This is a genomic window from Paraburkholderia diazotrophica (genome assembly GCF_038900755.1).
GTDB classification, from domain to species: domain Bacteria; phylum Pseudomonadota; class Gammaproteobacteria; order Burkholderiales; family Burkholderiaceae; genus Paraburkholderia; species Paraburkholderia diazotrophica_A.
On the sequence record NZ_JBBPEN010000007.1, the window covers coordinates 173,113 to 199,607 of the forward strand.

Here is a 26,495-nt window from a genome sequence, read left to right on the forward strand (position 1 = left end):
AAAAAACGCAGTCGCCTGTTAAAGGCTGACTGCGTTTTTTGTTGCGCGGGACGGTTGCGGCGAGAACCGCGCGGACCTTATGAGCCCGTCTTGCGCGCCGTGGTCTTCGTTGCCGTCTTGGTGGCGGCCTTCTTTGCCGGCGCTTTCTTGGCAGCGGCCGTTTTTGCTGCGGCCTTTTTCACGGGTGCCTCGTTTGCGGCCTCTGCATCGGCGTTGGCGGCGACAGGCGCTGCCTTGCTCGCGGACTTCGCGGCCGCCGTTTTGGCTGCGCCTTCCTTCGGCTCCTTCTTTTCGAACTCGAAGCCGATTTTGCCGTCGTTCTGCTTGACGAGATAAGCCTTGAAGTTGCGGCCCGTGCGCGACGATTTGAAATTCGTCAGCAAGTCGGTGCGTCCGCCCTGCAGCAGCTTGGCCATCTGCTCACGCGCGATTTCCTGTTGCAGGATGACTTTGCCCGAGCGGAAATCGCACGTCTTCGGATTCGCGACCGAGTTCTCGCAGACGTAGCTCATGCCATGCTCGAAGACCTTGCCGCCGCACTTCGGACACGCGCCGACAGACTCCTGCTCGGAAAAGTCCGGTGCTTCGCCGTCTTCGCCGCCCTGATCCTGACCGAAGTCGAATTCGAGCTTGTAGTTCTTCGTTTCGTCGTCGAACGAGAGCTTGAGAATCGCGGAAAACGGCCGGCCCATCTTGCTGCGGAAACCCGACAGTGGCCCGATTTCCTTCTTCTGCAACAACTCTTCGACTTCCTCGATTTCGAACTGCCGGCCGCCCGGAATCTTCGAAATCGAGAACTCGCATTTCGTGCAGGCGAAACGGCGATAGTTTTCCTTTACCTGTCCGCCGCAATTTGGGCAGGGCGTTTGCAGCGTCGCGTAGTCGCCGGGAATCGTGTCCGAATCGTATTCCTTCGCGCGCTTGACGATGGTCTGCGTCATGCGGGCAATTTCCTGCATGAACGCGTCGCGCGGCAGCTTGCCGCGCTCCATCTGCGACAGCTTGTACTCCCATTCGCCCGTCAGTTCGGGCGCGGTCAGCTCCTTCACGCTGAGGCCGCGCAGGAGCGTCATCAGCTGGAAAGCCTTCGCGGTCGGAATCAGCTCGCGGCCTTCGCGGACCAGATACTTTTCGCCTAGCAGGCCTTCGATGATCGCCGCGCGCGTGGCCGGCGTGCCGAGCCCCTTCGCGGCCATCGCTTCGCGCAGTTCGTCGTCTTCGACAAGCTTGCCCGCGCCTTCCATCGCCGATAGCAGCGTCGCTTCGTTGTAGCGTGCGGGCGGCTTCGTAACGAGTTGCTGCGCGGCGATCTTGTCCGTCTTGACCTTCTCGTCCTTCTTCACCGGGACGAGGTTCGCGTCCTCGCCGCCCGTTTCGCGGCCGTAGACCTGAAGCCAGCCGGCTTCGACGAGCACCTTGCCTTCCGTCTTGAAATGATGGCCGACGACTTCCGTGATGCGCGTAGTCACGCGGTACTCGGCGGCCGGGAAGAACACGGCGAGGAAGCGCTTGACGACCAGGTCGTACAGCTTCTGCTCAGGTTCCGACAACGCTTTCGGCGCCTGCAGCGTCGGGATGATGGCGAAGTGATCGCTGATCTTCGAGTTATCGAAAATGCGCTTGTTCGGCTTCACCCAGCCCTTGTCGAGCACCTGCTTCGCATGCGGCAGATAGTTGTTGCTCTCCTTGAGCATCTCCATCGTGTGCTTGACCGTCTCCAGGTAGTCTTCCGGCAGCGCGCGCGCGTCGGTACGCGGATAAGTCAGCACCTTGTGTTTTTCGTACAGCGCCTGAGCGAGCGCGAGCGTGTTCTTCGCCGAGAAGCCGAATCGGCCGTTGGCTTCGCGCTGGAGGCTGGTGAGGTCGAACAGCGCCGGCGACAGCTGCGTCGACGGCTTCGATTCTTCCGTCACATTGCCCAACTGCCCGCGACACGCGGCGACGATCGTTTCCGCAGCCGGCAAGCTCCAGAGACGCGAATCGCGCTTCTCCGGATCGAATTCGTCCTTCTTGAACTTCGGGTCGAACCAGCGGCCTTCGTAGAAACCCGCGCCGCAGACGAATTCCGCCTTCACTTCCCAGTAATCGCGCGGCACGAAGCGGCGGATCTTCTCTTCGCGCTCGACGACGATCGACAGCGTCGGCGTCTGCACGCGCCCGACCGTGGTCAGGAAGAAGCCGCCGCCCTTGCTGTTGAACGCGGTCATCGCGCGCGTGCCGTTGATGCCGACGAGCCAGTCAGCTTCCGAGCGGCACCGCGCGGCGTCCGCGAGCGGCTGCATCTCGGCGTCGCTGCGCAATTGGGCGAAGCCTTCACGGATCGCGGCGGGCGTCATCGACTGTAGCCACAAACGCTGCACCGGCTGTTTCGCTTTCGCGTGCTGCGCGATCAGGCGGAAAATCAGCTCGCCCTCGCGCCCCGCGTCGCATGCGTTAATCAGTCGGTCGACGTCTTTTCGCCTGATCAGCTTATTCAGCACCTTCAACCTGGATTCGCTTTTTGCAATCGGATTCAGGTCGAAATGGGGCGGAATAACGGGGAGATTGGCAAAACTCCATTTTCCCCGTTTGACTTCATATTCCTCCGGCGCGGCGATCTCGAGCAGATGGCCGACCGCCGACGAGAGGACGAAATCGTCGCTCTCGAAGTACTCGTCATGCTTGGTAAAACCGCCCAAAGCCCGCGCGATGTCGTTCGCGACGGATGGCTTTTCGGCGATGATCAGTGCTTTGGACATGACTGAAAATAAATTGGTGGATTCGGGTTGGTACCTCGGGTTTTCCCGCCCGGGTTTGGCACCCATTAACGACCGCTTTATAGCACACGCCACAGAAGCGGCAATCGGTTGGTCCAAAAAAGCGGCTCATCATAATTGCGCGCAGATCGATTGGGCAAGCGTGTGACGGCCATTGTCAGGTGCGCCTTTCGTGGCCCGCCGTGCGACTCTTGCTGCGTCCGGCAGCGATTTCCGCAATCGCCGTGCCGATTCGACGGCCGCCGCCACCGCGCGCGGCGCAAACAGGCGTGATTTGTTGCGTTTCGGGTACGAATCAGGCTTCGAGCAACGCTGGGCGCACTTTTGGCGCACCTTTGACGCCCGGCAGCGCCGTCAGATCGACGAGCATCCGTTCGACGATCGTCGCTTGCGGCAAGACTGTTCCGAAGAAGCGAGTGGTCGTGCCGTCTTCGATAAGAATTGTTGGGAAATTCTCAACGTCAAGGTCATCGAAACGGTCCGCGTGCGTCTCGATGTCGATCCACGCAAAGCAAACGTCGGGATGCTTGTCCGCCAGCACGTCGAACGCGACACGGTACTCCCGGCAGGTGCCGCACCATTCCGCGCACAGGCACGCAACGAACAGCGTCTCGCGGTCATTGACGCGCTCGGCGATCCGTTTCGAGTCTGTGTCCAGGTTGAGCGCGGGCATGACGGTTCCTTCGGCATGACATGGTTATTTGGCGCGAATGTAGCACGACGCGTTATGCATTGTGCGCAGCGCGAACGTATCGGCCGCCGGGCAGCGCGCACAGTTCACCGGCCAATTCGAGACTCAGCAGCGTGCTTTGCAGCAACGTGTCGTCCATCTCGGTGCGCTCGGCCAGAATTTCAAGTGTCGCGGGGGAATGGCCGAGTGCGTCGAGCAGGCGCCTGGCCTCGGCAGTCAATCCGCGATCGCCTTCTCCGCGTGCGGATTCGTCGGCGGACCGCATCTGCGCGATCGCCCGCAGCTGACGCCTCGGCACAGGCGCTGGCGAAGACGGCGGCATGGCGAATCCCAGCTCTTCGAGCACATCTTCGGGCGTTTCGACGAGCTTCGCTCCCTGCTTGATCATTCGGTGACAGCCGCGAGCCAGTGGGGCGTGGATCGAGCCGGGAATCGCGAATACGTCACGGCCCATTTCGTTGGCAAGCCGGGCCGTGATCAGCGAGCCCGAGCGCATGGCTGCCTCGACGATCAGCACGCCGCTCACGAGCCCGGCAATCAGCCGGTTGCGCTGCGGAAAGTGCGCGGAGCGGGCCGGAGTGCCGAGCGGCCATTCCGACATGATCGCGCCGCGCTGGGCGATCTGTTGTGCAAGAGCCTGATGCGACGGCGGATAGACGATATCGGCGCCCGTCCCGATAACGGCGACCGTGCTGCCGCGCCCCTGAAGCGCGCCGCGATGTGCCGCGCCGTCTATGCCCGACGCGAGCCCCGACACCACCGTCAATCCCGCGTCGGACAGCGCGCCCGCAAAGCGGGCGGCGTCTTCGAGGCCCTGCGGCGTCGCGCTTCGGCTGCCGACGACCGCGACGCCGTGCGCATGCAGCAACTCGATGCGTCCCTTTACATATAGCAGCGGCGGCGGATCGGGCATGGTCAGGAGCGTGGGCGGGTAGGCGGGATCGTCGAGCGTGACGAGCGCGTTGCCGGGCTGTTCGCGCCATGCTCGCACCGCATCCAACTGTGCGGCGAAGTCCGGTGCAGGCGGCGCAAGGGCGGCGCGGGCGGAGGCTTCGTCGCTTGCCTGAGCAAGCGCGGCGAACGGCTGCGCGAGCACCGCGTCCGGGAGGCCGAAGGCGGTCAGCAGCTGGCGCAACGCGGCCGGCTTCAATCCGGGCGCCATCGCGAGCCGCAGCCAGGCGGACAGTTCGTGGTCAGTGAAGGGAAGGGTCTGCATCGCTCGCGTCCTCGCGCACGGCAACCGGCGTGGCGGTCGCTATGCTAAAATTTTCATCATCTGAAATAAACCGAAACCACTGCTGCGCCGCGTTCGCGCGCGCCGGCCGACATGCGTTTGGGCATTGAATCGATTCGGTTCGGTCACCATCTATCCTCTGCGTGTCGCGATCGGCGGACAACCTGGCCGAATGGCTAATGCGCGACTGTGTTCAACTGCGTCGGCGCCCCAATCAATTTCAGGACCATGGCTTTACTCAACATCCTCAATTACCCGGACAAACGTCTGCACAAGATCGCGAAGCCGGTCGAAAAGGTCGATGACCGTATCCGCAAGCTCGTCGCGGACATGGCTGAGACGATGTACGCCGCGCCCGGCGTGGGCCTCGCGGCCACGCAGGTCGACGTGCACGAGCGGGTGATCGTGATCGACGTATCGGACGCGCACGACGAATTGCGCGCGTTCATCAATCCGGAAATCATCTGGTCGAGCGACGAAAAGAAGATCAACGAGGAAGGCTGCCTGTCGGTGCCGGGCATCTATGACAACGTCGAGCGCGCCGAGAAAGTGCGCGTGCGCGCGCTGAACGAGAAGGGCGAAACGTTCGAGATCGACTGCGAAGGGCTGCTCGCCGTGTGTATCCAGCACGAAATGGATCACCTGATGGGCCGCGTGTTCGTCGAATATCTGTCGCCGCTCAAGCAGACGCGCATCAAGAGCAAGATGAAAAAGCTCGCGCACGCGATGTGACGTCATGAGCCATTCGTTGCGCGTCATCTTTGCCGGCACGCCGGAATTCGCCGCCGCGGCGCTCGCCGCGATTCACGAAGCCGGCTTTCCGGTGCCGCTCGTCCTCACGCAACCGGACCGTCCGGCGGGACGCGGCATGAAATTGCAGGCGAGCCCGGTCAAGCGCTACGCGCAGCAGCACGGCATCGAGGTGGCGCAACCACCCTCGTTGCGGCGTAACGGCAAGTTCCCGGCTGAAGCCACGGCCGCCATCAATCAATTGCGCACCGCGGCGCACGACGTGATCGTGGTAGCCGCTTACGGTCTGCTGCTACCGCAGGAAGTGCTCGATATTCCGCCGCACGGCTGCATCAACATTCACGCGTCGTTGCTGCCGCGCTGGCGCGGCGCCGCGCCGATCCACCGCGCGATCGAGGCCGGCGACGCGCAAACGGGCATCACGCTGATGCAGATGGACGCGGGCCTCGATACGGGCGCGATGATTTCCGAAGCGCGCATGCCGATCCTCGACACCGACACGACCGCGACGCTCCACGACCGTCTCGCGGAAGCGGGCGCAAAGCTGATCGTCGATGCGCTGATCGAACTGGAGCGCAACGGCAAGCTCGATTCGACGCCTCAGCCCGGCGACGGCGCCACCTATGCCGAAAAAATCGGCAAGCACGAGGCGGCGCTCGACTGGCGCCGTCCTGCGGCGGAACTCGAGCGGCAAGTGCGCGCGTTCGATCCGTTCCCAGGCGGCGCGGCGACGCTCGACGGGACGGTGCTGAAAATCTGGTCGGCGTGCGCGGTCGAAGCATCACGCAAGGCCGAGCCTGGCACGATCGTCGATGTGTCGCCGGAAGGCATCGTCGTGGCGTGCGGCGAAGGCGCGCTGCGCATCGCGCAACTGCAGAAGCCGGGTGGCAAGCGTATTGCCGTTCGCGATTTCCTGGCCGGGTCGACGCTCGCTGCGGGCCAGCATTTCGACCTCGTGCAGCCACAATAAGCGACAGGTTATCGGGCGCGCAATCTGCCGTTCGGCCAGGTCACGCCGACGTCTTGCGGCGCGTTAGAATCTTCGATGCAACCCTGTCTGAAGAGGCCTCCATGTTCGGCATCACCCATTTCGAGTTCTTCATCGCTGCCGTTTTTCTGCTCAACGTCACGCCTGGTCCCGACACCGCTTACATCGTCGGCCGAAGCGTCGCGCAAGGGCGCGGCGCGGGGCTGATGTCGGCGCTGGGCATCTCGGCGGGGTGCTGCGTGCACTCGCTCGCTTGCGCCTTCGGGCTGACCGCGCTGCTGGCCGCGTCCGCCACCGCGTTCACCGTGATCAAGTTCGTCGGCGCGATCTATCTGATTTATCTTGGCGTGCGGCTCATCCTGACGAAGCCTGAAGCTGCCGAGGCAGCCGGCGCCGCACGCGCGACCGGCGCGCCGAAGTCGCTGCGCCAGCTTTTCCTGCAAGGCTTCTGGACCAACGTGCTGAACCCGAAAGTCGTGCTGTTCTTCGTGTCGTTCTTTCCGCAGTTCGTCTCTGCAGGCAGCGATCACAAGACGTTTGCGTTCCTGACGCTCGGCGTCGTTTTCGTCGTGATGAGCATGGTGTGGAACAGCTTTGTCGCGTGGATTGCGGGCAGCGTCACGCGCAAGTTCTCCGGTAAGCCGGGCGTCAAGAAGTGGCTGGACCGCGGCGTCGGCAGTGCATTCGTGGGGCTTGGAATCAAGCTCGCCACGGCAACGCGGTGATTGAATTTTTCCCGCTCGTCCATATCTAACAGTTCGCTTACAATCATTCGCCGCGAATTGGCGGCAGTAATAGGGAACCGCGTGGCGGGCAAGGAGTACTGGATATGTTCAACTGGGTCAAAACCGCGATGCTGATGGCCGCGATTACGGCGCTCTTCATCGTGATCGGCGGCATGATCGGCGGCCAGCGCGGCATGATGCTCGCGTTGCTGATCGCGCTCGGGATGAATTTCTTTTCGTACTGGTTTTCGGACAAGATGGTCCTGCGCATGTACAACGCACAGGAAATCGACGAAACGAGCGCACCGCAGTTCTACCGGATGGTTCGGGAACTGGCGACGCGCGCCAATCTTCCGATGCCGCGCGTCTACCTGATCGACGAAGACCAGCCCAACGCGTTCGCGACGGGCCGCAATCCCGAACACGCGGCCGTGGCGGCGACGACGGGTATTCTGCGCGCGCTGTCCGAGCGGGAAATGCGCGGCGTGATGGCGCACGAGCTCGCGCACGTGAAGCATCGCGACATCCTGATCTCGACCATTTCGGCGACGATGGCCGGCGCGATTTCCGCGCTAGCGAACTTCGCGATGTTCTTCGGCGGTCGCGACGAGAATGGCCGTCCGGCGAATCCGATCGCGAGCATCGCCGTCGCGCTTCTCGCGCCGATCGCGGGCGCGCTGATCCAGATGGCGATTTCGCGTGCGCGCGAGTTCGAGGCGGACCGTGGCGGCGCGCAGATTTCGGGCGATCCGCAGGCGCTCGCGTCGGCGCTGGACAAGATCCACCGCTACGCGCACGGCATCCCGTTCCCGACGGCCGAGGCGCATCCGGCTACCGCGCAGATGATGATCATGAATCCGCTGTCGGGCGGCGGCATCCAGAACCTGTTCTCGACGCACCCGTCCACCGAGGAGCGGATTGCACGTCTGACGGAGATGGCCCGCACGGGGCGCTTCGACTGAACGAGCGACGGCATCGCGCTGTCCCTGCATTCCGCGACGGCAGCGCAAAGGGGCGAGACCGACTCGCCCCTTTTTCGTTCTGGCTCGGAACCCACGCACTCGCTGAAAAGACTCGATCGAGAGAAGACGCGCTTTCAAAGACCGTGAAGGCGGCGCGCCGGTCCGCAGTCGGCGTCACGCTACAATGTGGCGTTTGCGCGACACTCTCCGTTAAGCGCCCGTTTTCCGCCTGTTCATGACCCGAAAGCCTTCTCAGCGTCCCATTTCGCCGCCATCGCGTTCACGCGACACTCGCCTGTCGACGTTGCATCTCGCGCCCGAATCGCTCGGCTTCGCGCTCGATTGCGCAGCCCAAGCCGTCGGCGCGGTTCGCCAGGGCGCGGCGTTGCCCGCAGCCTTGCATTCGATTTTCATGTCACTGCCCGAAGGTGTCGCGGCGGCGTCGCGTGGCGCCGTGCAAGACATCGCGTACCGGACGATGCGCCGGCTCGGCACGGCCGAAGGGCTGGTTGCGAAGCTCGTGCGCAAACCTCCGCCGCCGCATGTCGGACACGTGCTGGTCTGTGCGCTCGCGTTGCTCGTGGATGAAGAGAGCAACGCTGCCTATGCGCCCTTTACGGTCGTCGATCAGGCGGTGAATGCAATCGGCGCGCGGCGCGAGTTTGCGTTCGCGAAGGGACTGGTCAACGCGGTGCTGCGCAACTTTTTGCGTGAGCGCGAAATGCTGCTCGCCGACGCGCAGAACGATGAAGTCGCTCGCTGGAATTACCCCGTCTGGTGGATCGACGCCGTTCGCAAAGCCTGGCCCGATGCGTGGCAAGACATCCTCACCGCTGGCAACAGCCAGGGTCCGCTGACGCTGCGCGTGAACGCGCGCCACGCGACGGTCGATGCGTATCTGCAAACGTTGCGTGAGCATCAGATTCCGGCAACGCAGATCGGCGATCACGCAGTGCGTCTCGACGCGCCGATGCCCGTCGAGCGCATTCCGGGCTTCAACGAAGGTGTCGTCTCCGTGCAGGACGCGGGCGCGCAGCTCGCGGCGCAATGGCTCGGCGTGCGCGACGGCATGCGCGTGCTCGATGCTTGCGCGGCGCCCGGCGGCAAGACGGGACATCTGCTCGAACTCGCGAACATCGACCTGATCGCGCTCGAAAGCGATGCGACGCGCGCGCGGCGTATCGGCGAAAACCTGCGGCGTCTGAAGCTGAGCGCTCATGTGCGCATCGGCGATGCAGGCAATCCTGCGCAATGGCATGACGCCGCCGATCAGCCATTCGATCGCATTCTTGCCGACGTGCCGTGCTCCGCATCGGGCATCGTGCGTCGTCATCCGGATATTCGCTGGCTGCGCCGTGCGTCGGATATTCCCGCGCTCGTCGAAGAACAGCGCCGCATTCTTGAAGCGCTGTGGCCGCTCGTCAAAGCGGGCGGCGAATTGCTGTACGTTACGTGCTCGATCTTTCCCGAAGAAGGCGAGTTGCAGGCTCAGTGGTTTGGAAACCGACACGCGGATGCGGTACGATTGGACGCGCCGGGGCAACTGCTCCCAGCAGTCGCCCGCGCGCCCGCCGACGTTTCGGCTGGTGCCCGCGCCGGACAAAGCACTGGTTCGAGCTTAGACCACGACGGATTCTTCTACGCGCGCTTTCAGAAACGGTGATCATCAAACGCTTTCTTCCGCTACGGCTCGCGGCCGCGCTCTGGATTGCGCTGGCCCTTTGCCTGACGGCAGCCGGACCGGCGCGTGCCGAATCGATCGCCGTGCAGCGCGCGTCGCTGCAATCCGACGGCAGCGGCTGGAGCCTCGACGCGCGCTTCGATTTCGAGCTGAACAGCAATCTCGAAGATGCCGTCAACAAGGGCATACCGCTTTACTTCACAACGGACTTCGAACTGAGCCGGCCGCGCTGGTACTGGTTCGATGAACAGCCGGTGAGCGTATCGCAAAGCATTCGACTATCGTTCCAGCCGCTCACGCGCGAGTACCGCGTATCGACGGGCGGCCTGCAACTCGGCTTCGCCTCGCTCAACGAGGCGCTTGCCGTCATCAAGCATGTCACGTCGTGGCATGTGATCGATCGCAACCAGGTTCATGCGGGAGAAACGTATAACGCATCGGTGCGCATGCAGCTCGATATCGCACTGATGCCCAAGCCATTCCAGATCGACGCGGTCAACAACCGCGACTGGAATCTTGCTTCCGACTGGAAGCGATTTACCTTCACGGTGACCGAACGTGCTAAATAAAGTGCGCCGCGCCACCAGTGTCAGCAGCGTCGTCGTCCGGTTGCTCGTGTCGACGGTGGCCGTCACGGCCGTCCTGCTGCTCGTGCTGCTCGCGGCGGCGAGCGCGAACACCGAGTTCTTCGACCGCTATTACGGCTGGCTCTACGCGGCCAACGTCGCGGTTGCGCTGATCTTCATGCTGATCGTCGCGGTGCTCGTGGTGATCATCGTCTCGCGATTACGCAAGGGCAAATTCGGCACGAGGCTGCTCGCGAAACTCGCGTTCTTCTTCGCGCTCGTCGGCGTGGTGCCGGGCGGCATCATCTACATCGTGTCGTATCAGTTCGTGTCGCGCAGTATCGAGTCGTGGTTCGACGTGAATGTGGAAACCGCGCTGACGTCCGGGCTGAATCTCGGACGCGGGATGCTCGACGCATCGCTGTCCGATCTGCAAACCAAGGGCCGTCTGATGGCCGAGCAACTCGCGAGCGCCGATTCCGCAGGGACGACGCTCACGCTGCTGCGTCTGCGCGATCAGTTCGGCGTGCAGGACGCGACGATCGTCGAGCCGACGCGCAGCATGTCGGGCGCGGCGCCGGACATGCACGTCGTCGCGCAGGCGACGGGCAACTACGCATCGCTTGTGCCGAGCGACCTGCCCACTGCGATGATGATCGATCAGGCGCGCGGACGCGGCTTTGCGTCGATCGAAGGGGAAGTGGACGGCGATCCGAAAGCACGCGGCGCAAAGGGCGCATTGCGTCTGCGCATCGTGCAGCGCATTCCCGACACGAACGCGTCGCTGCTGCAACCCACTGAGCGCTTCCTGCAACTCACGCAGCCTGTGTCGCAGACGTTGGCGCGCAATGCGGATGCCGTGCAGCGCGCGTATCGCGAGTACCAGGAGAAGGCGATCGGGCGAACAGGTCTGCGCAAGATGTACATCGGCACGCTGACGCTCGCGCTCTTTCTCGCGACGTTCATCGCGATGATGCTCGCGCTCGCGCTCGGCAATCAGTTGGCGCGGCCGCTCTTCCTGCTCGCGCAGGGCACGAAAGAAGTGACGGAAGGCGACTACACGCCGAAGCGCGAAATCAAGTCGCGCGATGAACTCGGCTTCCTCACGCAGTCGTTCAACGCGATGACGCGCCAGTTGTCGGAAGCACGCGCAGCCGTCGAGGCGAACCGCGTCGCGCTCGAACATTCGAAGGCATACCTCGAAAGCATTCTTGCAAACCTGACGGCGGGCGTGTTCGTGTTCGACCGGCAGTTTCGTTTGATGACGGTCAATCGCGGCGCGGAGCGCATCTTCCGTCAGCCGTTTGCGTCGATGCTCGGCTCGTCGCTCGATCGCATCGGCGTGTTGAGCGAATTCGGCGCGATGGTGCGCAAGGCGTTTGCCGATCTCGAAGCGGCGGGCGGCGGTCAGGACGACACGGGCCACTGGCAGCAGCAGATGGCCCTGCAAATACCGGGCGAAACCGATCCGTTGACGCTGCTCGCGCGCGGCGCGCGGCTCGTATCGGCGGCGGGCAACGACACCGACGATGAAGAAGTGACGTCCGGCTATGTCGTCGTGTTCGACGATATCTCCGACGTGATTTCCGCGCAGCGTTCGATCGCATGGGGCGAAGTCGCGCGGCGTCTCGCGCACGAGATCAAGAATCCGCTGACGCCGATCCAGCTTTCGGCTGAACGCTTGCAGATGAAGCTTTCAGACAAGCTCGCGCCGTCGGATGCCGAAGTATTGAAACGTGGCGCCACTACAATCGTGAATCAGGTTGCGGCGATGAAGCAGATGGTCGACGATTTCCGCGACTATGCGCGCACGCCGCCTGCCGTGCTTGCGAATCTGCAACTGAACGAACTCGTGAGCGAAGTGCTCACGCTGTATGGAATCGAAGAGGGCAAGAGCGCGATTGTCGTCGAAATGGCGGACTTGCCCGTTATACGCGGAGACGCGACGCAATTGCGTCAGGTGATCCATAACCTGCTGCAGAACGCGCAGGATGCTGTCGCCGATGTCGAGCACCCCCGTGTGTTGCTCGAGACGAGGACAGTAGAATATGGCGATCCCGATGCAGACGGCAAAGTGAGCGTCGCGGTGCGATTGACCGTGTCGGACAACGGTCCGGGCTTCCCCGCGCGCATCCTCACGCGCGCGTTCGAACCTTATGTGACGACCAAGGCCAAAGGTACAGGTCTCGGACTTGCCATGGTCAAGAAGATCGTCGATGAACACGGCGCACGAATCGATATACGCAATCGTCTGAAAGCGGGCGATGTAATCGAAGGCGCGCAAATTTCCATCCTCTTCCTTCAACTCGCAGATAACAATGCTGCGGCGCCTGGAAGCGGGCCGCAGGCGGTGCACGGCAGCGTGCCGCAGGGAAAGACAAAAGCAACAGTGCAGACAAGGGCAGCGTAAATGGCAACCATCCTGGTGGTAGATGATGAAATGGGCATCCGGGAATTGCTCTCGGAGATCCTGAGCGACGAGGGTCATGTCGTGGACGTCGCGGAAAACGCGCAGGAGGCGCGTGACTACCGGCTTCGTCAGGCACCCGATCTGGTGCTGCTCGACATCTGGATGCCCGATACCGATGGCGTGACGCTGCTCAAGGAGTGGGCCGCGCAAGCGCTTCTGACGATGCCCGTCATCATGATGTCGGGCCATGCGACCATCGACACCGCTGTCGAAGCGACGAAGATCGGCGCGCTCAACTTCCTCGAAAAACCGATCGCGCTGCAAAAGCTGCTGAAGGCGGTCGAGCAGGGACTGGCGCGCGGCAGCGCGGCGCCCGCTGCGGGCGGCATGGCGGCGAAGCCTGCGATGACGGCGAATGCGTCGGCCGTGGCATCGGCGGCAGCGTTGCCGATGATGTCCGCGGACAACCTGGGCGGCGGCATGCTGTCGGCGCAGACGGCGTCGATTTCGTTCGATATTCCGCTGCGTGACGCACGTGATGCGTTCGAGCGCGCGTACTTCGAGTACCACCTTGCGCGCGAGAACGGCAGCATGACGCGCGTCGCGGAAAAGACCGGGCTCGAACGCACGCACCTGTATCGCAAGCTCAAGCAGCTAGGCGTCGATCTTGGCAAGAACAAGGGCGAGTAAGCGGAAAGCTCTTTCAGCAGCAAGTTTTTTCGGGAAGGGCTTGAGAAACAGAAAATCGCTTGCTATACTCTCGCTTCTTCGTTGGCCCGGTAGCTCAGTTGGTAGAGCAGCGGATTGAAAATCCGCGTGTCGGTGGTTCGATTCCGCCCCAGGCCACCAGGATTCGGCCCCAGGAAATCGCAAGATTCCTGGGGCTTTTTCTATGTGCGGACGATATGCCGATTCGTCGCGGGACATCGCGCGGTGGCCGCAAGCGGGGCCGAACTCCGCGTGATAAAATCATGCCTTATCAAGGACTTGCCGTGTGTTCTTCGCAAGTCCTTTTTCGTTTCAGGTCCGAGGCATCGTGCGGCGTGAAACTCCCTGGCGGACTATTGGCGGTATAAATCCCGGCAGCTTGGCGCGTGAAAGCCGCAGCCTATACTGCTTGAGCCGGCATCGGTGCCGGCCCGTGCGCCGCGAGGCCGCCAGGCATCGCTTGTGCGCGGCATTCAACCTACACGGAGTTTCGCAGTGACCCGCAAAGACGCCAAGAGTAGCGCCCTGGTGCTGTTTTCCGGTGGCCAGGATTCGGCCACATGTCTCGCCTGGGCGCTGGATCGGTACGAAACAGTCGAAACGCTGGGTTTCGACTACGGGCAGCGGCACCGGGTCGAACTCGAATGCCGCGAGGGTTTCCGCAGCGCGGTGGCGCGCACGTTCCCCGAGTGGGGCGCGCGGCTCGGCGACGATCACATGATCGATCTGTCGGTGCTCGGCTCGATCAGCGATACGGCGATGACGCGCGACATCGAGATTCACGCGGCATCCAACGGACTGCCGAACACGTTCGTGCCCGGCCGCAATCTGATGTTCATGACGATTGCGGCGGCGATTGCGTATCGTCGCGGGCTGCGCGTGCTGGTCGGCGGAATGTGCGAGACGGACTTTTCCGGCTACCCGGATTGCCGCGACGACACAATGAAGGCGCTGCAAGTCGCGCTGAATCTCGGCATGGACAGCCGCTTTGTGCTGGAAACGCCGCTGATGTGGATCGACAAGGCCGACACGTGGCGTCTCGCGCATACGCTGGGCGGCGACGCACTGGTCGAGCTGATCCGCATCGAAACGCACACGTGCTACCTCGGCGAGCGTTCGGAGTTACATGCATGGGGTTTTGGCTGCGGCGAGTGCCCTGCGTGCCGTTTGCGCAAGCGCGGGTATGAAGCGTATCTGAACGGCGAGCAGGTCACGGAACCGGCCTAAGCGAAAGCGACATCAACAGGCTTCACGGAGCATCAGGCAGAAAGCAGCATGACGTACGCGGTCAAGGAAATTTTCTACACGTTGCAGGGCGAAGGCGCGAACGCAGGGCGCCCGGCCGTGTTTTGCCGGTTCGCCGGATGCAACCTGTGGTCGGGCCGTGAGGAAGATCGCGCCGACGCAGTGTGCAAGTTCTGCGATACCGACTTCGTCGGCACCGACGGCGAGAATGGCGGCAAATTCCGCACGCCCGAAGAGCTGGCAGCGAAGATCGCTTCGTTGTGGCCGGACGGCGAAGATCAGCGTTTCGTCGTGTGTACGGGCGGCGAGCCGATGTTGCAGATCGACCAGCCGTTCGTCGACGCGCTGCACGCGGCCGGTTTTGAGGTCGCCATCGAGACGAACGGTTCGTTGCCCGTGCTCGATACGATCGACTGGATTTGCGTGAGTCCGAAAGCGGACGCGCCGCTCGTGCAGACCAAAGGCAACGAACTGAAAGTGGTCGTGCCGCAGGAGAACCAGCGCCTCGCCGACTACGCGAAGCTCGACTTCGATTATTTCCTCGTGCAGCCGATGGACGGCCCTTCGCGCGACATCAACACGAAGCTCGCAATCGACTGGTGCAAGCGCCATCCGCAGTGGCGCCTGTCGATGCAGACTCACAAGTACCTGAACATTCCCTGATTTGCCGTGCTGACGATTACCCGAAAACTCGAATTCGACGCGGGCCACCGCATTCCCGATCACCGCAGCCAGTGCCGTAATCTGCACGGGCATCGCTACGTGCTCGAAATCACGCTGCAAGGCGACCTCGTCGAAACGGAAGGCGCGCCGGATCGCGGCATGGTGATGGATTTCGCCGACGTGAAGGCGCTCGCCAATGAGCATCTCGTCGACAAGTGGGACCACGCGTTCCTCGTCTATGAGGGCGATACGCAGGTGCGCGGTTTTCTCGACACGATGGCCGGTCACAAGACGGTCGTGCTCGACCGCATTCCGACCGTCGAAAATCTCGCGGCCGTCGCGTTCGAGATTCTCGCGAACGTCTATGACGCGCACTACGGTGTCAATCTGCGTCTGCATAAGGTGCGTCTGTATGAGACGCCGAATTGCTGGGCCGACGTTGTCCGCGACTAAACGGGTTATTGTCAAGGTATGATCGTTTCGATAATCACACGGAGCGAGACATGCCGGTCACCGCTATTTGCAGCGGGCGCCACGCCCGCCTCAACTACGACACCTTTCACGTCGGCCGTTCGCGCCGCGTAGTCTTTCGCTCAAGTCTGCCCACGGCCGCGCTCGACTGCGACGGGGACGCGCAATGAGCACATTCACGAATCCTCTCAAGCTGCGCCTGAAAGAGCCGGACCCGCTGTTCGGACTGTGGCTCTCGCTCGGCAGCGACAGTGCTGCCGAAGCGCTCGCGCACGCCGGTTTCGACTGGCTGCTGATCGATATGGAGCACGCGCCGAACGATAGTATCGACGTGACGGGGCAATTGCGCGCAATTGCGGCGGCGCACTTGCCGACGGAGCCCGTCGTTCGCTTGCCCGCCGTCGAGCCGTGGCTCGTCAAGCGCGTGCTGGACGCAGGCGCGCGCACGCTGATGTTTCCGAACATCGAGACGGCTGACGAAGCGGCTCACGCCGTCCAGCTGACCCAATATGCGACGCTGGAAGGACCGGATGGCCTGCGTGGCGTCGCGGGCGCGGTTCGTGCAGCGGCATATGGAATGCGACGCGACTATTTGCAGAACGCAAACGCGCAAATCGCCACGATCGTGCAGATCGAGTCGAGGCGCGCGCTCGAGCATCTGGAGCCGATCGCGGCGACGCCGGGCATCGATTGCCTGTTCGTCGGGCCGGCGGATCTCGCGGCGAGTCTCGGTCATCTCGGCGATTCGAAACACCCTGAAGTCCAGGACGCGATGAAGCACATTCTGGATGTTGCGCATCGGGCGCGCGTCGCGACGGGCATTTTTGCCATGGATGTCGCGAGCGCGCGCCAATACCGGTCGGAAGGCTTTCGTTTCATCGCGCTCGCCGCCGACGTAATGTGGCTGTTGCGCACCACGCGACAGGCATTGCAGGAGGTTCGGTCATGAAGCTGTTGTCGTTGAGCGTGGCGCGCATAGCAGGTTGCGCGGCTCGCGCTGTCGTATGGACCGCATTGGCGGCGGGTGCGGCGGCGCATGCGCAGGGCAAAATGCCGCCCGCGTCGGATCTCGAAACGCAAACGGCTGTCGCCGATTACAACGCCGGCAACTTTACGTCGGCACTCGCCGAGTTTCGCAAGGCCGCGCAGCGCGGTAGCCGTCTCGCCGAATTCAACTACGCGATGATGCTGCTCAACGGCGAAGGCGGTCCCGTGAATGTCGAAGAGGGCAAGAAGTGGCTGCGTAAGGCCGCCGACGCCAACATGTCGCACGCGCAATACGTGTACGGGAAGATGTACGACGACGGCGAGTTCGTCGCGCGAGATCCCGTCGAGGCGCATCAATGGTTTCTGAAGGCCGCGCAGCAGGGGCACATTCAGGCCGAGCTGGCGCTCGCGAACCAGTTTCTCGACGGACGCGGCACCGCGCGCGACAACCAGCAGGCGTTCGTCTGGTACAAGAAGGCCGCCGAGGGCGGCGACATGACCGCGCAGTACGTGACGGGTTCGTTCTATGAGCGCGGCGGCGACGGTGTTCCGCAGAATCTGAACGTGGCGCGCGCCTATTACGCGGCGGCTGCCGCGCAAGGCGATCCGGCTGCGCGTCTCAAGTACCAGCAACTGAGCGCGCAACTGCGCGAGTCGCACGAAGCGAAGCCTCAATAAAAAACGGCGCCTGACAGTTTCAGGCGCCGTTTTGCTATGCAGGCGGGACGTTAGGCTCGTGCATTAACTCTGCATCAGACGCTTCTGTCGCCCGACGCTCATGATGAGACCAATCGCAAAGCCGAGTGTCGTCAGCGCAGTGCCGCCGTAACTCATGAACGGCAAAGGCACCCCCACCACGGGAAGAATCCCGCTCACCATGCCGATGTTCACGAATGCGTAGGTGAAGAACGCCATCGTCAGCGATCCGGCCAGTAATCGGCCGAACAGCGTCGCGCCGTTTGCCGCGATGAACAGCCCGCGCGCGATCAACGCCATGTAGAGCGTGAGCAGCACCAGGCCGCCCGCCAGGCCGAATTCCTCGGCGAACACCGCGAAGATGAAGTCGGTGTGCTTCTCCGGAATGAACTCGAGGTGAGCTTGCGTGCCCTTCAGCCAGCCCTTGCCGAGCGGCCCGCCGGAACCGATCGCGATCACGGCCTGAATCGTGTGGAAGCCTTTGCCGAGCGGGTCGGATGTCGGATCGAGCAGCGTGCAGATGCGGTGCTTCTGATAATCGTGCATCAGCGGCCACTGCACTTCGGGCTGACAGATTTTGTCCTGGAAAGTCGCAATCGCGCCGACGGCAATCACGCCTGCGACCAGCACGGGCACGATCAGCTTGAAACTCAGTCCCGCGAAGTAGATGACGAAAAGCCCCGATGCGAACACGAGCACGGCTGTGCCGAGATCGGGCTGCTTCGCGATCAGGCCGACGGGCACGGCGAGAATGATCAGCCCGACGATGTAATCCCACCAGCGGATATTGCCCTCGCGCCGCTGGTAGTACCACGCGAGCATCAGTGGCGTCGCGATCTTCAGGATCTCCGACGGCTGGATCACCACGCCGACGTTGATCCAGCGCTTCGCGCCCTTGCGCGTCAGGCCGAACATCGCGACGGCCACCAGCAACGCAACCCCGAATGTGTAGATCGGAACGGCGAAGCGCATCAGTGTCGTCGGCGGGATGTTGGCCAGCACCCACATCAGCGCGAACGTCAGGATGATGTTGCGCAACTGGTCTTCGACACGTCCGGGCATGTCGATGCTCGCGCTATAGAGCGTGACGATGCCGACGCACAGCAGCAGAAATACGATCAGTGCGAGCGGGCGATCGAAGCCCGCGAACATGTTCTTGATGCGATCGAGCCAGGCGCGCTTGTCGATTTGCATGCCTTTCTCCTTACTCGTCGATGCCGCCGGACACAGGACCGCGCGGGGCGGCCTGCGATTCGTCGTTGCGTGATGGCGCAGCAGCGGCCGGCCGCGATTCGCTGGCCGGGCGGGGTTTGTGTGGTGACTTGCGCGCGTCGGAGGCCTTGACGGGGGCCGCGGCCGTCGTCGCCGACGTGACGGATGACGCTGCCGTCGATGGCGCGGCCGTTGTGGACGCGCCGCGCGGCGCCTTGGCGTATTTCGTGGATTTGGCTGCCGAAGCGGGCACGGGTGCAGTAGCCGAGCCCGGAGCCGATGCAGCCGATGCCGAAGCCGCCACGGCGCCTGAGGCTGCGACGCCCGCCGCATTTGCGCCAGACGCATCCGATGCGGGCGCTGCACGCGGCGTCGATGCGCCCACGGGCGGCGGCAGCGCGGTGAAGCCCGCCGCGACCGCCACGGGCTGAATCTCGCCGTTGGGCGCTGGCGGCGCGCTACCGATCACGGGTGCCGACGTTTCTTCCGTCGCCGACGCGGCCGCCGTGACGGCCGCGGCCTCGACGCCGGGTTTCGCGCGGTCGACAAGATAATAGTCGAGCACGCGACGCGCAATCGGGCCCGCCGCTTGCGCGCCCCAGCCGCCGTTTTCGACGATCAGCGCGAGCGCGATTTTCGGATTGTCGGCGGGCGCGAACGCGATGAACAGCGCGTGGTCGCGCAGATGTTCGGCGAGCGCATGGCCGTGGTACTTCTGGCCCTGCAGCGAAAAGACCTGCGCCGTCCCCGTCTTGCCCGCCGACAGATACGCCGCGTTGCGGAACACCTGATACGCGGTGCCCGACGGGTTCATCGTCACGTTTTCCATGCCGCGCTTGATGACGTCGATGTCCGACTGCTTCACGTCGATGCGACCATCGTCCTTCGGCACGGTGGCGCGCAGCGCGCGGGTGATCGGATTCTCGATTTCCTTCACGAGGTGCGGCTTCATGACGACGGCGTTGTTCGCGAGCGTCGCCGTCGCGTGCGCGAGCTGCAGGATCGTGTACGAGTTGTAGCCCTGGCCGATGCCGAGGCTGATCGTCTCGCCTTCGTACCATTTCTGCTGCTCAGGCTTGCGGTATGCCTTGCGCTTCCAGTCCGTCGAGGGCAGGATGCCGCGCGCTTCTCCGGCAATGTCGATGCCCGTTATCTGGCCGAAGCCCCACGGCTTCATGAAGTTCGCGATCGCATTGACGCCGAGATCATGCGCGAGCATGTAGAAGTACGTGTCGTTCGACACCATGATCGCGCGGTTCATGTCGATCCAGCCCTGGCCTTGCGGTACGTCGTTGCGGAACGTGTGGCCGCCGAACGTGTACGAGCCCGGGTCCTGGAAGCCCCATTGCGGCGTGCGCTTATGCAGCGTCAGCGCGGCGAGCGCCATGAACGGCTTGTACGTCGAGCCGGGCGGATAGGTGCCGTGCAGCGGACGGTTGAGCAGCGGGTGATCGGGCGAGTTGTTCAACTCGTCCCAGGTCTGCTGGTCGATGCCGTCGACGAACGAGTTCGGGTCGAAACTCGGCGCCGACACGAACGCGAGCACGTCGCCCGTCGACGGTTCGATCGCGACCAGCGCGCCGCGGCGTCCCGCGAACGCCTGCTCGGCGACCTGCTGCAAGCCGATATCGAGCGACAGCACGAGGTTATTGCCCGGCGTCGCCTGCGTGCGCGACAGCGTGCGCACGGGCCGCCCACCCGCCGTCACTTCGACTTCCTCGAAACCCGTCAGGCCGTGTAGCTCCGTTTCATAGCTCTGCTCGACGCCGATCTTGCCGATGTAGTCGGTGCCCTTGTAGTTGTTCGCGTCGAGGCGCGGGTCGTAGTGATCGGGATCGCTGTCGTTCTGATCGCTCGCATCGTCGATGCGATCCTGGTCGCGCTGCGAAATGCGGCCGATATAGCCGATCACGTGCGCGGCCGTCGGTCCGAGCGGATATTGACGGAACAGGCGCGCGCGCACTTCGACGCCCGGAAAGCGGAAGCGCTGCGCAGTGAAGCGCGCGACTTCGTCATCGGTGAGACGCGTGCGGATCGGCAGGCTCTCGAAGTTCTTCGAGTCCTCCAGCAGCTTGCGGAAGCGCCTGCGATCGCGCGCATCGATGTTGATCACCGTCGATAGATTGTCGATCACGTTGTCGAGCGAGTCATTCAGCTTCGACGGCGTGATTTCCAGCGTGTACGCCGAGTAGTTCTTCGCGAGCACGACGCCGTTGCGGTCCATGATGATGCCGCGGTTCGGCACGATTGGCGCGACCGAGATGCGGTTCTCGTCGGCTTGCAGCGAGTACTTGCTGTAGTGCCAGACCTGCAGGAACAGGAAGCGGAATGCGATCAGCCCGAAGCAGACGAACACGAACAGCCCCGCCGCCGCGACGCGCAGGCGGAATTTCGTGAGCTGCTGCTGGGTGTCCTTGAATTCGGTCATGCGATTGGGCAGGGACTGCCGGTTATGCGGTTTGAATCAGTTCGACGGTCATGTGTCGGGTCATGCGCCGGCTCATGCGCCGGGTCGCGTCCCCATACGCAGCCGGCTTTGGCGCCGCTTCATCTTGCCGCAACGCGCGTTGCGCCGCCTGACGATCGTGAAGGCGGCAACACGGATGCGCGTTCATGAGCGAGCGGGCGGCGCGCGTGGTCAGATGGGCCGCGTATCGTCCGGATCGGCGGGACGGCGCTGCGGCATCAACAGCAGAATGCTCGCGATAGGCCAGAGCGCGGCCTCGACGAAACCGTCGATCAGATAACCCCAGCCCGGAAACGAAGCGCCCGTCAGCAGGCGGATCACGAAGGGCACCAACTGAGCGACGACGAGCAACGGCATCACGGCGAAAATCTGCACGCCGATCGGCATCCACAGCACGCGGCGATGGATCGTGATCGCGCCATACGAGAGCAGCGTGTACGCGAGTGCGTGTTCGCCGAGCAAACTTGCGTTGTGGACGTCCATCAACAGGCCGAGCATGAACGCGATGCCCATGCCGACCTTGCGCGGCTGATGCACGTTCCAGAACAGCAGCACGAGCGCGACGAAATCGGGCACGCCGATCAGGCGTCCCCACGGCATCATGTTCAGCAGGAACGCGGCGGCCAGGCTGAACGCGATGAAGTAGGGATTGACGGGCTGCAGGATGTACTGAGGGCGATTCATTGCTGGGCCCCTTGCGCGGCTTGTGGCTTCGCGCCCTTTTCAGCGGCTGGCTTCTTATCGGTCGTGGCCTTGCCGGCGGGCTTGACCGACGACGCCGCCTTTATCGCAGCCGGTGCCGCCGCCGCAGCGGGCGTCGACGCGGCCGGTGCCGGCTTCGCGTCCTTCTCGCCCGGCTTGCCTTTCTCCGGCGCTTTCGCGTTCTTCTTTTTCGCTTCCTTCGCGGCGGCGGCTGGATCCGGTTCGTCGGCAGGGCGCGGCGGCACGTTGCTTTCGTAATGTAGGACGAGGAGGTCGCGAGCACCGCGCACGGGGGCGATCGGCTGGCAGATCACGCGCGCGAACGCCGTGTCCGCCTGCTTGTCGACGCGCACGACCTTCGCGACGGGCAGCCCCGGCGGATACACGCCGTCCAGACCGCTCGTCACCAGTTCATCGCCCGCGAGCACATCGGCGCTGATCGGCACGAAACGCAGATCGAGCGCGTCGCCCTTGGGCGTGCCATAGATCACGCTGCGCAAGCCGGTGCGGACGATCTGCACGGGCACGGCCTGATCTTTGTCGGTGAGCAGCGTGACTTCAGATTGCATCGGGAACACGCGCGTCACCTGGCCGATCACGCCGTCTTCGTTGACGACAGGCGAACCACCCTTGATGCCCTGCTGCGAGCCGCGACCGATCACGACCTTTTGCGTGAAGGGATCGCGCGTGTCGTACTGGATTTCGGCGGGAATCGATTGCGTCGTCATCTTCTGCGATAGCTGCAACAGATTGCGCAGATGCATATTTTCAGCGCCGAGCTGCGCGGCCTCGTTGGCCTGTTGCGACAATTGCAGATTGCGTGTGCGCAGCTTCGCGTTTTCACTGCGAAGCGTTGCGCTCGTCACGGCGAGATCGGCGGCGCCCATGAAGATGTCGCGTGGCACGAGCGCCGCGCGCTGCAAAGGATACAAGCCCGCGCCGAGCACGCCGCGAACGATCTCGAGCGTATTGAAGCGCGCGTCGGAAATGAGCAGGGCGAGCGCCACCAGCACGAAGAAAATCAGTCGTGCGAGTGCCGAGGGGCCTTGCTTGAACAGGGGCGGCGGACTGTATTCCATGGTCGCCGGGAGCGTGAGCGAGTGGGTGTGACTTCAGCGCGCCAGGTTGCGCGCACAACGCACAAAGGCTGGCGGAGCCAGCCTTTCAGTGCGTGTTACCGACATGGGGACTGACAAGCTTACTCGTACGAGAAGATGCTGCCGAGCTTGTCCATGCGTTCGAGCGCCATGCCCGAGCCGCGCACGACGCACGTCAGCGGATCTTCGGCGACCAGCACGGGCAGGCCGGTTTCTTCTGCCAGCAGGCGGTCGAGGTCGCGCAGCAGCGCGCCGCCACCCGTCAGCATCATGCCGCGTTCGGCGATGTCGGCGCCCAGTTCCGGCGGCGTCTGTTCCAGCGCGATCTTCACCGACGACACGATCTGGTTCAGCGGATCGGTCAATGCTTCGAGAATCTCATTGCTCGAAATCGTGAAGCTGCGCGGAATGCCTTCCGACAGATTGCGGCCCTTCACTTCCATTTCCTTGACTTCCGAGCCCGGAAACGCGGAGCCGATTTCCTTCTTGATGGCTTCGGCCGTCTGTTCGCCGATCAGCATGCCGTAGTTGCGGCGGATGTAGTTGACGATCGCTTCGTCGAACTTGTCGCCGCCGACGCGCACCGAGCCCTTGTACACGATGCCGCCCAGCGAGATGACGCCGACTTCCGTCGTGCCGCCGCCGATGTCGACGACCATCGAGCCCGTCGCTTCCGACACCGGCAGACCCGCGCCGATCGCAGCCGCCATCGGTTCTTCGATCAGATAGACCTGCGATGCGCCCGCGCCGTGTGCCGCTTCCTTGATCGCGCGGCGTTCGACCTGCGTCGAGCCGCACGGCACGCAGATGATGATGCGCGGCGACGGCGAGAACATGCGCGATTCGTGCGCGGTCTTGATGAACTGCTTGATCATCTGTTCCGTCACGGTGAAGTCGGCGATCACGCCGTCCTTCATCGGGCGGATCGCCTCGATGTTGCCCGGCACCTTGCCGAGCATTTGCTTTGCTTCCTTGCCGACTGCCTGAATGGTCTTCTTGCCATTCGGGCCGCCTTCCTGGCGAATCGAAACGACGGACGGCTCGTCGAGAACGATACCCTTGCCACGCATGTAGATCAGCGTGTTGGCCGTGCCGAGGTCAATGGCCAGATCGTTGGAGAAATAGCTGCGCAAAAAACCGAACATTCAAATTCCTGTCTCGCTTGGGGCCGGGCCTCGCATCGTATGCATAGGGCGGCAGCGGAATAAAGTTAGCAGCCTCACGTTCGGCCGTTGCGGCCGTGGAAGCATGAAACTGCGAGGAAAACGCACCGGAGGCTATAGCAAGGCGGCAGATCTGTCGTTCAGCGATCTCTGAAAATGCCAGAAAGGCCTTGGTAAGTCGGTCCGGGTTTGGGTCGAACGCGTAATGATACCTTATAATTTTGCTTGATTTAAAGGAAACGAACGGCACTTTTTGCCGTCGCCGGCCCCAATTTCGAGGGCCTGCTCCAATGACCTAACCTGCTGTCGCAGCATCGTTTTTCATCGTTGCGGCAGACCGCCACTTTTCCGGTGATCGCATGGCCTTGACCCTGACCGATGTGAAACGCATCGCCCATCTCGCACGGCTCGAATTGCCCGATGCCGACGCGGAGCACACGCTCACGCAGCTCAACGATTTCTTTGGTCTTGTCGAGCAGATGCAGGCGGTCGACACGACGGGCATCGCGCCGCTTGCCCACCCCATCGAGCAGATCGAAGACGTGGCGCTGCGTCTGCGCGAAGACGCCGTGACCGAAAGCGTGAATCGCGATGAATACCAGCGCCCGGCGCCCGCTGTGCAAGACGGCCTGTATCTGGTGCCGAAGGTCATCGAGTAAGCGCCAGGGCAGGCGTGATTAAGCACAGGGTTCTGTGTCACGCGTGCGACGTTGCGCGCGCGACACGTCCCGCATTTTTCGGCCCGGCCTGCCGGCGGGCGGCCGGATGCCAACACGGCGGCGCATCGCGCCGTCGCGCTTTCCAGGAAAAACGCAATGCATGAAAAAAGCTTGACGGAGCTGCGTGCCGCGCTCGACGCGAAGCAATGCTCCGCAGTCGAACTGGCGCAGACGTATCTGAAGCGGATCGCAGACCATGAGGCGCTGAACGCATTTGTTCACGTCGACGAGCAGCAGACGCTCGCGCAGGCGAAAGCCGCCGACGCCCAGCTCGCCGCGGGCAACGCCGGTCCGCTGACGGGCCTGCCCATCGCGCACAAGGACGTATTCGTTACGCGCAACTGGCGCTCGACGGCCGGCTCGAAGATGCTCGAAAACTATGTGAGCCCGTTCGATGCAACCGTCGTCGAGCGACTCGCGCGCGCGGGCATGGTGTGCGTCGGCAAGACGAATATGGACGAGTTCGCGATGGGCTCATCGAACGAGAACTCGCGTTTCGGCCCGGTGCAAAACCCATGGGACCGCAAGGCGGTGCCGGGCGGTTCGTCGGGTGGATCGGCAGCGGCTGTCGCCGCGCGCCTCGCGCCTGCCGCGACGGGCACGGATACGGGCGGTTCGATCCGTCAGCCCGCTTCGTTCTCCGGCATCACGGGCATCAAGCCCACTTATGGACGCGTGTCGCGTTACGGGATGATCGCGTTTGCCTCGTCGCTCGATCAGGGCGGCCCGATGGCGCAGACGGCCACCGATTGCGCGCTGCTGCTCAACGCAATGGCGGGCTTCGACGAGCGCGATTCGACGAGCCTCACGCACGATCATGAAGACTACACGCGCTACCTCGGCCAGACCTGGTCGGGCGCGAACGATTCGGACAACGCGGCCGGCAAGCCGCTCGCGGGCTTGCGCATCGGCTTGCCGAAGGAGTACTTCGGCGCGGGGCTCGCCGACGACGTGCGCGCGTCCATCGACGCCGCATTGAAGCAATATGAAGCGCTCGGCGCGACGCTTGTCGAAGTGTCGCTGCCGAAGACCGAGCTGTCGATTCCCGTCTACTACGTGATCGCGCCGGCGGAAGCGTCGTCGAACCTGTCGCGTTTCGATGGCGTGCGTTACGGTCATCGCGCGGCCGAGTATCGCGATCTGCTCGACATGTACAAGAAGTCGCGCGCCGAAGGCTTTGGCCCTGAAGTGAAGCGCCGCATTCTGGTCGGCACGTATGTGCTGTCGCACGGCTACTACGACGCGTACTACCTGCAGGCGCAGAAGATTCGCCGCATCATCGCGCAGGACTTCCAGGAAGCGTTCAAGCAGTGCGACGTGATCATGGGCCCCGTCGCGCCGTCGGTCGCGTGGGATATCGGCGCGAAGGGCGACGACCCCGTGCAGATGTATCTGGCGGATATCTACACGCTGTCGGTGAGCCTCGCTGGCTTGCCCGGCATGAGCGTGCCGTGCGGCTTCGGCGCGGGCGCGAATGCGCAGCGTCCCGTCGGCCTGCAGATCATCGGCAACTATTTCAACGAAGCACGCATGCTCCAGGTGGCGGACGCGTTCCAGCGCGTCACCGACTGGCATCGCAAGGCGCCGGCGGGAGTTTGAGTT

Annotated in this window: 23 protein-coding genes and 1 tRNA gene; 16 read left to right on the plus strand and 8 right to left on the minus strand. The window is 63.3% G+C overall.

The genetic code is table 11. The annotated features are described in order from the left end of the window. Nucleotides 1–77: 77 nt before the first annotated feature. The 3 genes from AABE10_RS22270 to dprA form a co-directional block, all read right to left on the minus strand. Complete coding sequence (locus AABE10_RS22270; RefSeq protein ID WP_342935411.1) at nt 78–2,738, minus strand: DNA topoisomerase III; 2,661 nt, start codon at nt 2,736–2,738, stop codon at nt 78–80. Between the two features lie 313 nt (nt 2,739–3,051). Then, on the minus strand, nt 3,052–3,429 hold the full coding sequence (locus tag AABE10_RS22275) for a thioredoxin family protein (protein WP_342935412.1): 378 nt from the start codon (nt 3,427–3,429) through the stop codon (nt 3,052–3,054). 52 nt (nt 3,430–3,481) lie between these two features. Continuing rightward, nucleotides 3,482–4,663, minus strand: a complete 1,182-nt coding sequence (gene dprA / locus AABE10_RS22280) for a DNA-processing protein DprA (RefSeq protein ID WP_342935413.1) — start codon at nt 4,661–4,663, stop codon at nt 3,482–3,484. 246 nt (nt 4,664–4,909) lie between these two features. Between dprA and def the strand changes: the two genes are divergently transcribed. The 14 genes from def (at nt 4,910) to AABE10_RS22350 (ending at nt 17,515) form a co-directional block, all read left to right on the plus strand. Further along, on the plus strand, nt 4,910–5,413 hold the full coding sequence (gene def / locus AABE10_RS22285) for a peptide deformylase (RefSeq protein WP_342935414.1): 504 nt from the start codon (nt 4,910–4,912) through the stop codon (nt 5,411–5,413). Nucleotides 5,414–5,417: 4 nt separating this feature from the next. Next, on the plus strand, nt 5,418–6,401 hold the full coding sequence (gene fmt / locus AABE10_RS22290) for a methionyl-tRNA formyltransferase (protein WP_342935415.1): 984 nt from the start codon (nt 5,418–5,420) through the stop codon (nt 6,399–6,401). Between the two features lie 101 nt (nt 6,402–6,502). Further along, entirely contained in the window at nt 6,503–7,144 is a 642-nt protein-coding gene (locus AABE10_RS22295; RefSeq protein ID WP_342935416.1) for a LysE family translocator, read from the plus strand. Nucleotides 7,145–7,248: 104 nt separating this feature from the next. Further along, the gene (htpX, locus tag AABE10_RS22300; RefSeq protein WP_342935417.1) at nt 7,249–8,106 is read left to right on the plus strand and encodes a zinc metalloprotease HtpX; all 858 of its coding nucleotides are present in this window, start codon (nt 7,249–7,251) and stop codon (nt 8,104–8,106) included. A 235-nt stretch (nt 8,107–8,341) separates the two neighbouring features. Beyond that, a complete protein-coding gene (gene rsmB / locus AABE10_RS22305; RefSeq protein ID WP_342935418.1) occupies nt 8,342–9,769 on the plus strand; it encodes a 16S rRNA (cytosine(967)-C(5))-methyltransferase RsmB in 1,428 nt (475 codons plus the stop codon). Continuing rightward, entirely contained in the window at nt 9,766–10,356 is a 591-nt protein-coding gene (locus AABE10_RS22310) for a DUF4390 domain-containing protein (protein WP_087732236.1), read from the plus strand. Before rsmB ends, AABE10_RS22310 begins: the two co-directional genes overlap by 4 nt. Next, a complete protein-coding gene (locus AABE10_RS22315; protein WP_342935419.1) occupies nt 10,346–12,763 on the plus strand; it encodes a PAS domain-containing sensor histidine kinase in 2,418 nt (805 codons plus the stop codon). The genes AABE10_RS22310 and AABE10_RS22315 overlap by 11 nt, the downstream gene beginning before the upstream one ends. Next, nucleotides 12,764–13,453, plus strand: a complete 690-nt coding sequence (gene esaR, locus AABE10_RS22320; protein ID WP_342935420.1) for a response regulator transcription factor EsaR — start codon at nt 12,764–12,766, stop codon at nt 13,451–13,453. 83 nt (nt 13,454–13,536) lie between these two features. Further along, a tRNA-Phe gene (locus AABE10_RS22325) sits at nt 13,537–13,612 on the plus strand. Between the two features lie 354 nt (nt 13,613–13,966). After that, on the plus strand, nt 13,967–14,698 hold the full coding sequence (queC, locus tag AABE10_RS22330; RefSeq protein ID WP_342935421.1) for a 7-cyano-7-deazaguanine synthase QueC: 732 nt from the start codon (nt 13,967–13,969) through the stop codon (nt 14,696–14,698). 48 nt (nt 14,699–14,746) lie between these two features. Beyond that, complete coding sequence (gene queE / locus AABE10_RS22335; RefSeq protein WP_342935422.1) at nt 14,747–15,379, plus strand: 7-carboxy-7-deazaguanine synthase; 633 nt, start codon at nt 14,747–14,749, stop codon at nt 15,377–15,379. 9 nt (nt 15,380–15,388) lie between these two features. Next, nucleotides 15,389–15,832: a 6-carboxytetrahydropterin synthase QueD gene (queD, locus tag AABE10_RS22340; protein WP_342935607.1), complete on the plus strand. Its 444-nt coding sequence runs from the start codon at nt 15,389–15,391 to the stop codon at nt 15,830–15,832. Nucleotides 15,833–16,016: 184 nt separating this feature from the next. After that, nucleotides 16,017–16,799 carry an HpcH/HpaI aldolase family protein gene (locus AABE10_RS22345; RefSeq protein ID WP_342935423.1) on the plus strand — a complete coding sequence of 261 codons (783 nt, stop codon included), beginning with the start codon at nt 16,017–16,019 and terminating at the stop codon, nt 16,797–16,799. After that, nucleotides 16,796–17,515, plus strand: coding sequence for a tetratricopeptide repeat protein (locus AABE10_RS22350; protein ID WP_342935424.1), 720 nt, complete (start codon nt 16,796–16,798; stop codon nt 17,513–17,515). Before AABE10_RS22345 ends, AABE10_RS22350 begins: the two co-directional genes overlap by 4 nt. 63 nt (nt 17,516–17,578) lie before the next feature. Here AABE10_RS22350 and rodA read toward each other — a convergent pair whose 3' ends face one another. The 5 genes from rodA to AABE10_RS22375 all read right to left on the minus strand — a co-directional run bounded on the left by rodA (nt 17,579) and on the right by AABE10_RS22375 (nt 24,156). Then, complete coding sequence (gene rodA, locus AABE10_RS22355) at nt 17,579–18,727, minus strand: rod shape-determining protein RodA (RefSeq protein WP_342935425.1); 1,149 nt, start codon at nt 18,725–18,727, stop codon at nt 17,579–17,581. A 10-nt stretch (nt 18,728–18,737) separates the two neighbouring features. After that, nucleotides 18,738–21,173 carry a penicillin-binding protein 2 gene (gene mrdA / locus AABE10_RS22360; RefSeq protein WP_342935426.1) on the minus strand — a complete coding sequence of 812 codons (2,436 nt, stop codon included), beginning with the start codon at nt 21,171–21,173 and terminating at the stop codon, nt 18,738–18,740. 210 nt (nt 21,174–21,383) lie between these two features. Beyond that, entirely contained in the window at nt 21,384–21,896 is a 513-nt protein-coding gene (mreD, locus tag AABE10_RS22365) for a rod shape-determining protein MreD (RefSeq protein ID WP_087732228.1), read from the minus strand. Next, nucleotides 21,893–22,993, minus strand: a complete 1,101-nt coding sequence (gene mreC / locus AABE10_RS22370) for a rod shape-determining protein MreC (RefSeq protein WP_342935427.1) — start codon at nt 22,991–22,993, stop codon at nt 21,893–21,895. The genes mreD and mreC overlap by 4 nt, the downstream gene beginning before the upstream one ends. Before the next feature lie 119 nt (nt 22,994–23,112). Continuing rightward, complete coding sequence (locus AABE10_RS22375; protein ID WP_004189550.1) at nt 23,113–24,156, minus strand: rod shape-determining protein; 1,044 nt, start codon at nt 24,154–24,156, stop codon at nt 23,113–23,115. A 377-nt stretch (nt 24,157–24,533) separates the two neighbouring features. On the opposite strand from AABE10_RS22375, the gene gatC reads away from it, so the two are divergent. Further along, the gene (gene gatC, locus AABE10_RS22380; protein WP_342935428.1) at nt 24,534–24,833 is read left to right on the plus strand and encodes an Asp-tRNA(Asn)/Glu-tRNA(Gln) amidotransferase subunit GatC; all 300 of its coding nucleotides are present in this window, start codon (nt 24,534–24,536) and stop codon (nt 24,831–24,833) included. 156 nt (nt 24,834–24,989) lie between these two features. Beyond that, nucleotides 24,990–26,492: an Asp-tRNA(Asn)/Glu-tRNA(Gln) amidotransferase subunit GatA gene (gene gatA / locus AABE10_RS22385; RefSeq protein ID WP_342935429.1), complete on the plus strand. Its 1,503-nt coding sequence runs from the start codon at nt 24,990–24,992 to the stop codon at nt 26,490–26,492. Nucleotides 26,493–26,495 lie beyond the last annotated feature (3 nt).

Bases quoted from the DNA above. Each gene is read 5' to 3' on its own strand.
- AABE10_RS22270 (WP_342935411.1), bottom strand. From the start codon at position 2,738: ATGTCCAAAGCACTGATCATCGCCGAAAAGCCATCCGTCGCGAACGAC.
- AABE10_RS22275 (WP_342935412.1), bottom strand. From the start codon at position 3,429: ATGCCCGCGCTCAACCTGGACACAGACTCGAAACGGATCGCCGAGCGC.
- dprA (WP_342935413.1), bottom strand. From the start codon at position 4,663: ATGCAGACCCTTCCCTTCACTGACCACGAACTGTCCGCCTGGCTGCGG.
- def (WP_342935414.1), top strand. From the start codon at position 4,910: ATGGCTTTACTCAACATCCTCAATTACCCGGACAAACGTCTGCACAAG.
- fmt (WP_342935415.1), top strand. From the start codon at position 5,418: ATGAGCCATTCGTTGCGCGTCATCTTTGCCGGCACGCCGGAATTCGCC.
- AABE10_RS22295 (WP_342935416.1), top strand. From the start codon at position 6,503: ATGTTCGGCATCACCCATTTCGAGTTCTTCATCGCTGCCGTTTTTCTG.
- htpX (WP_342935417.1), top strand. From the start codon at position 7,249: ATGTTCAACTGGGTCAAAACCGCGATGCTGATGGCCGCGATTACGGCG.
- rsmB (WP_342935418.1), top strand. From the start codon at position 8,342: ATGACCCGAAAGCCTTCTCAGCGTCCCATTTCGCCGCCATCGCGTTCA.
- esaR (WP_342935420.1), top strand. From the start codon at position 12,764: ATGGCAACCATCCTGGTGGTAGATGATGAAATGGGCATCCGGGAATTG.
- queE (WP_342935422.1), top strand. From the start codon at position 14,747: ATGACGTACGCGGTCAAGGAAATTTTCTACACGTTGCAGGGCGAAGGC.
- AABE10_RS22345 (WP_342935423.1), top strand. From the start codon at position 16,017: ATGAGCACATTCACGAATCCTCTCAAGCTGCGCCTGAAAGAGCCGGAC.
- AABE10_RS22350 (WP_342935424.1), top strand. From the start codon at position 16,796: ATGAAGCTGTTGTCGTTGAGCGTGGCGCGCATAGCAGGTTGCGCGGCT.
- rodA (WP_342935425.1), bottom strand. From the start codon at position 18,727: ATGCAAATCGACAAGCGCGCCTGGCTCGATCGCATCAAGAACATGTTC.
- mrdA (WP_342935426.1), bottom strand. From the start codon at position 21,173: ATGACCGAATTCAAGGACACCCAGCAGCAGCTCACGAAATTCCGCCTG.
- mreD (WP_087732228.1), bottom strand. From the start codon at position 21,896: ATGAATCGCCCTCAGTACATCCTGCAGCCCGTCAATCCCTACTTCATC.
- mreC (WP_342935427.1), bottom strand. From the start codon at position 22,993: ATGGAATACAGTCCGCCGCCCCTGTTCAAGCAAGGCCCCTCGGCACTC.
- AABE10_RS22375 (WP_004189550.1), bottom strand. From the start codon at position 24,156: ATGTTCGGTTTTTTGCGCAGCTATTTCTCCAACGATCTGGCCATTGAC.
- gatC (WP_342935428.1), top strand. From the start codon at position 24,534: ATGGCCTTGACCCTGACCGATGTGAAACGCATCGCCCATCTCGCACGG.
- gatA (WP_342935429.1), top strand. From the start codon at position 24,990: ATGCATGAAAAAAGCTTGACGGAGCTGCGTGCCGCGCTCGACGCGAAG.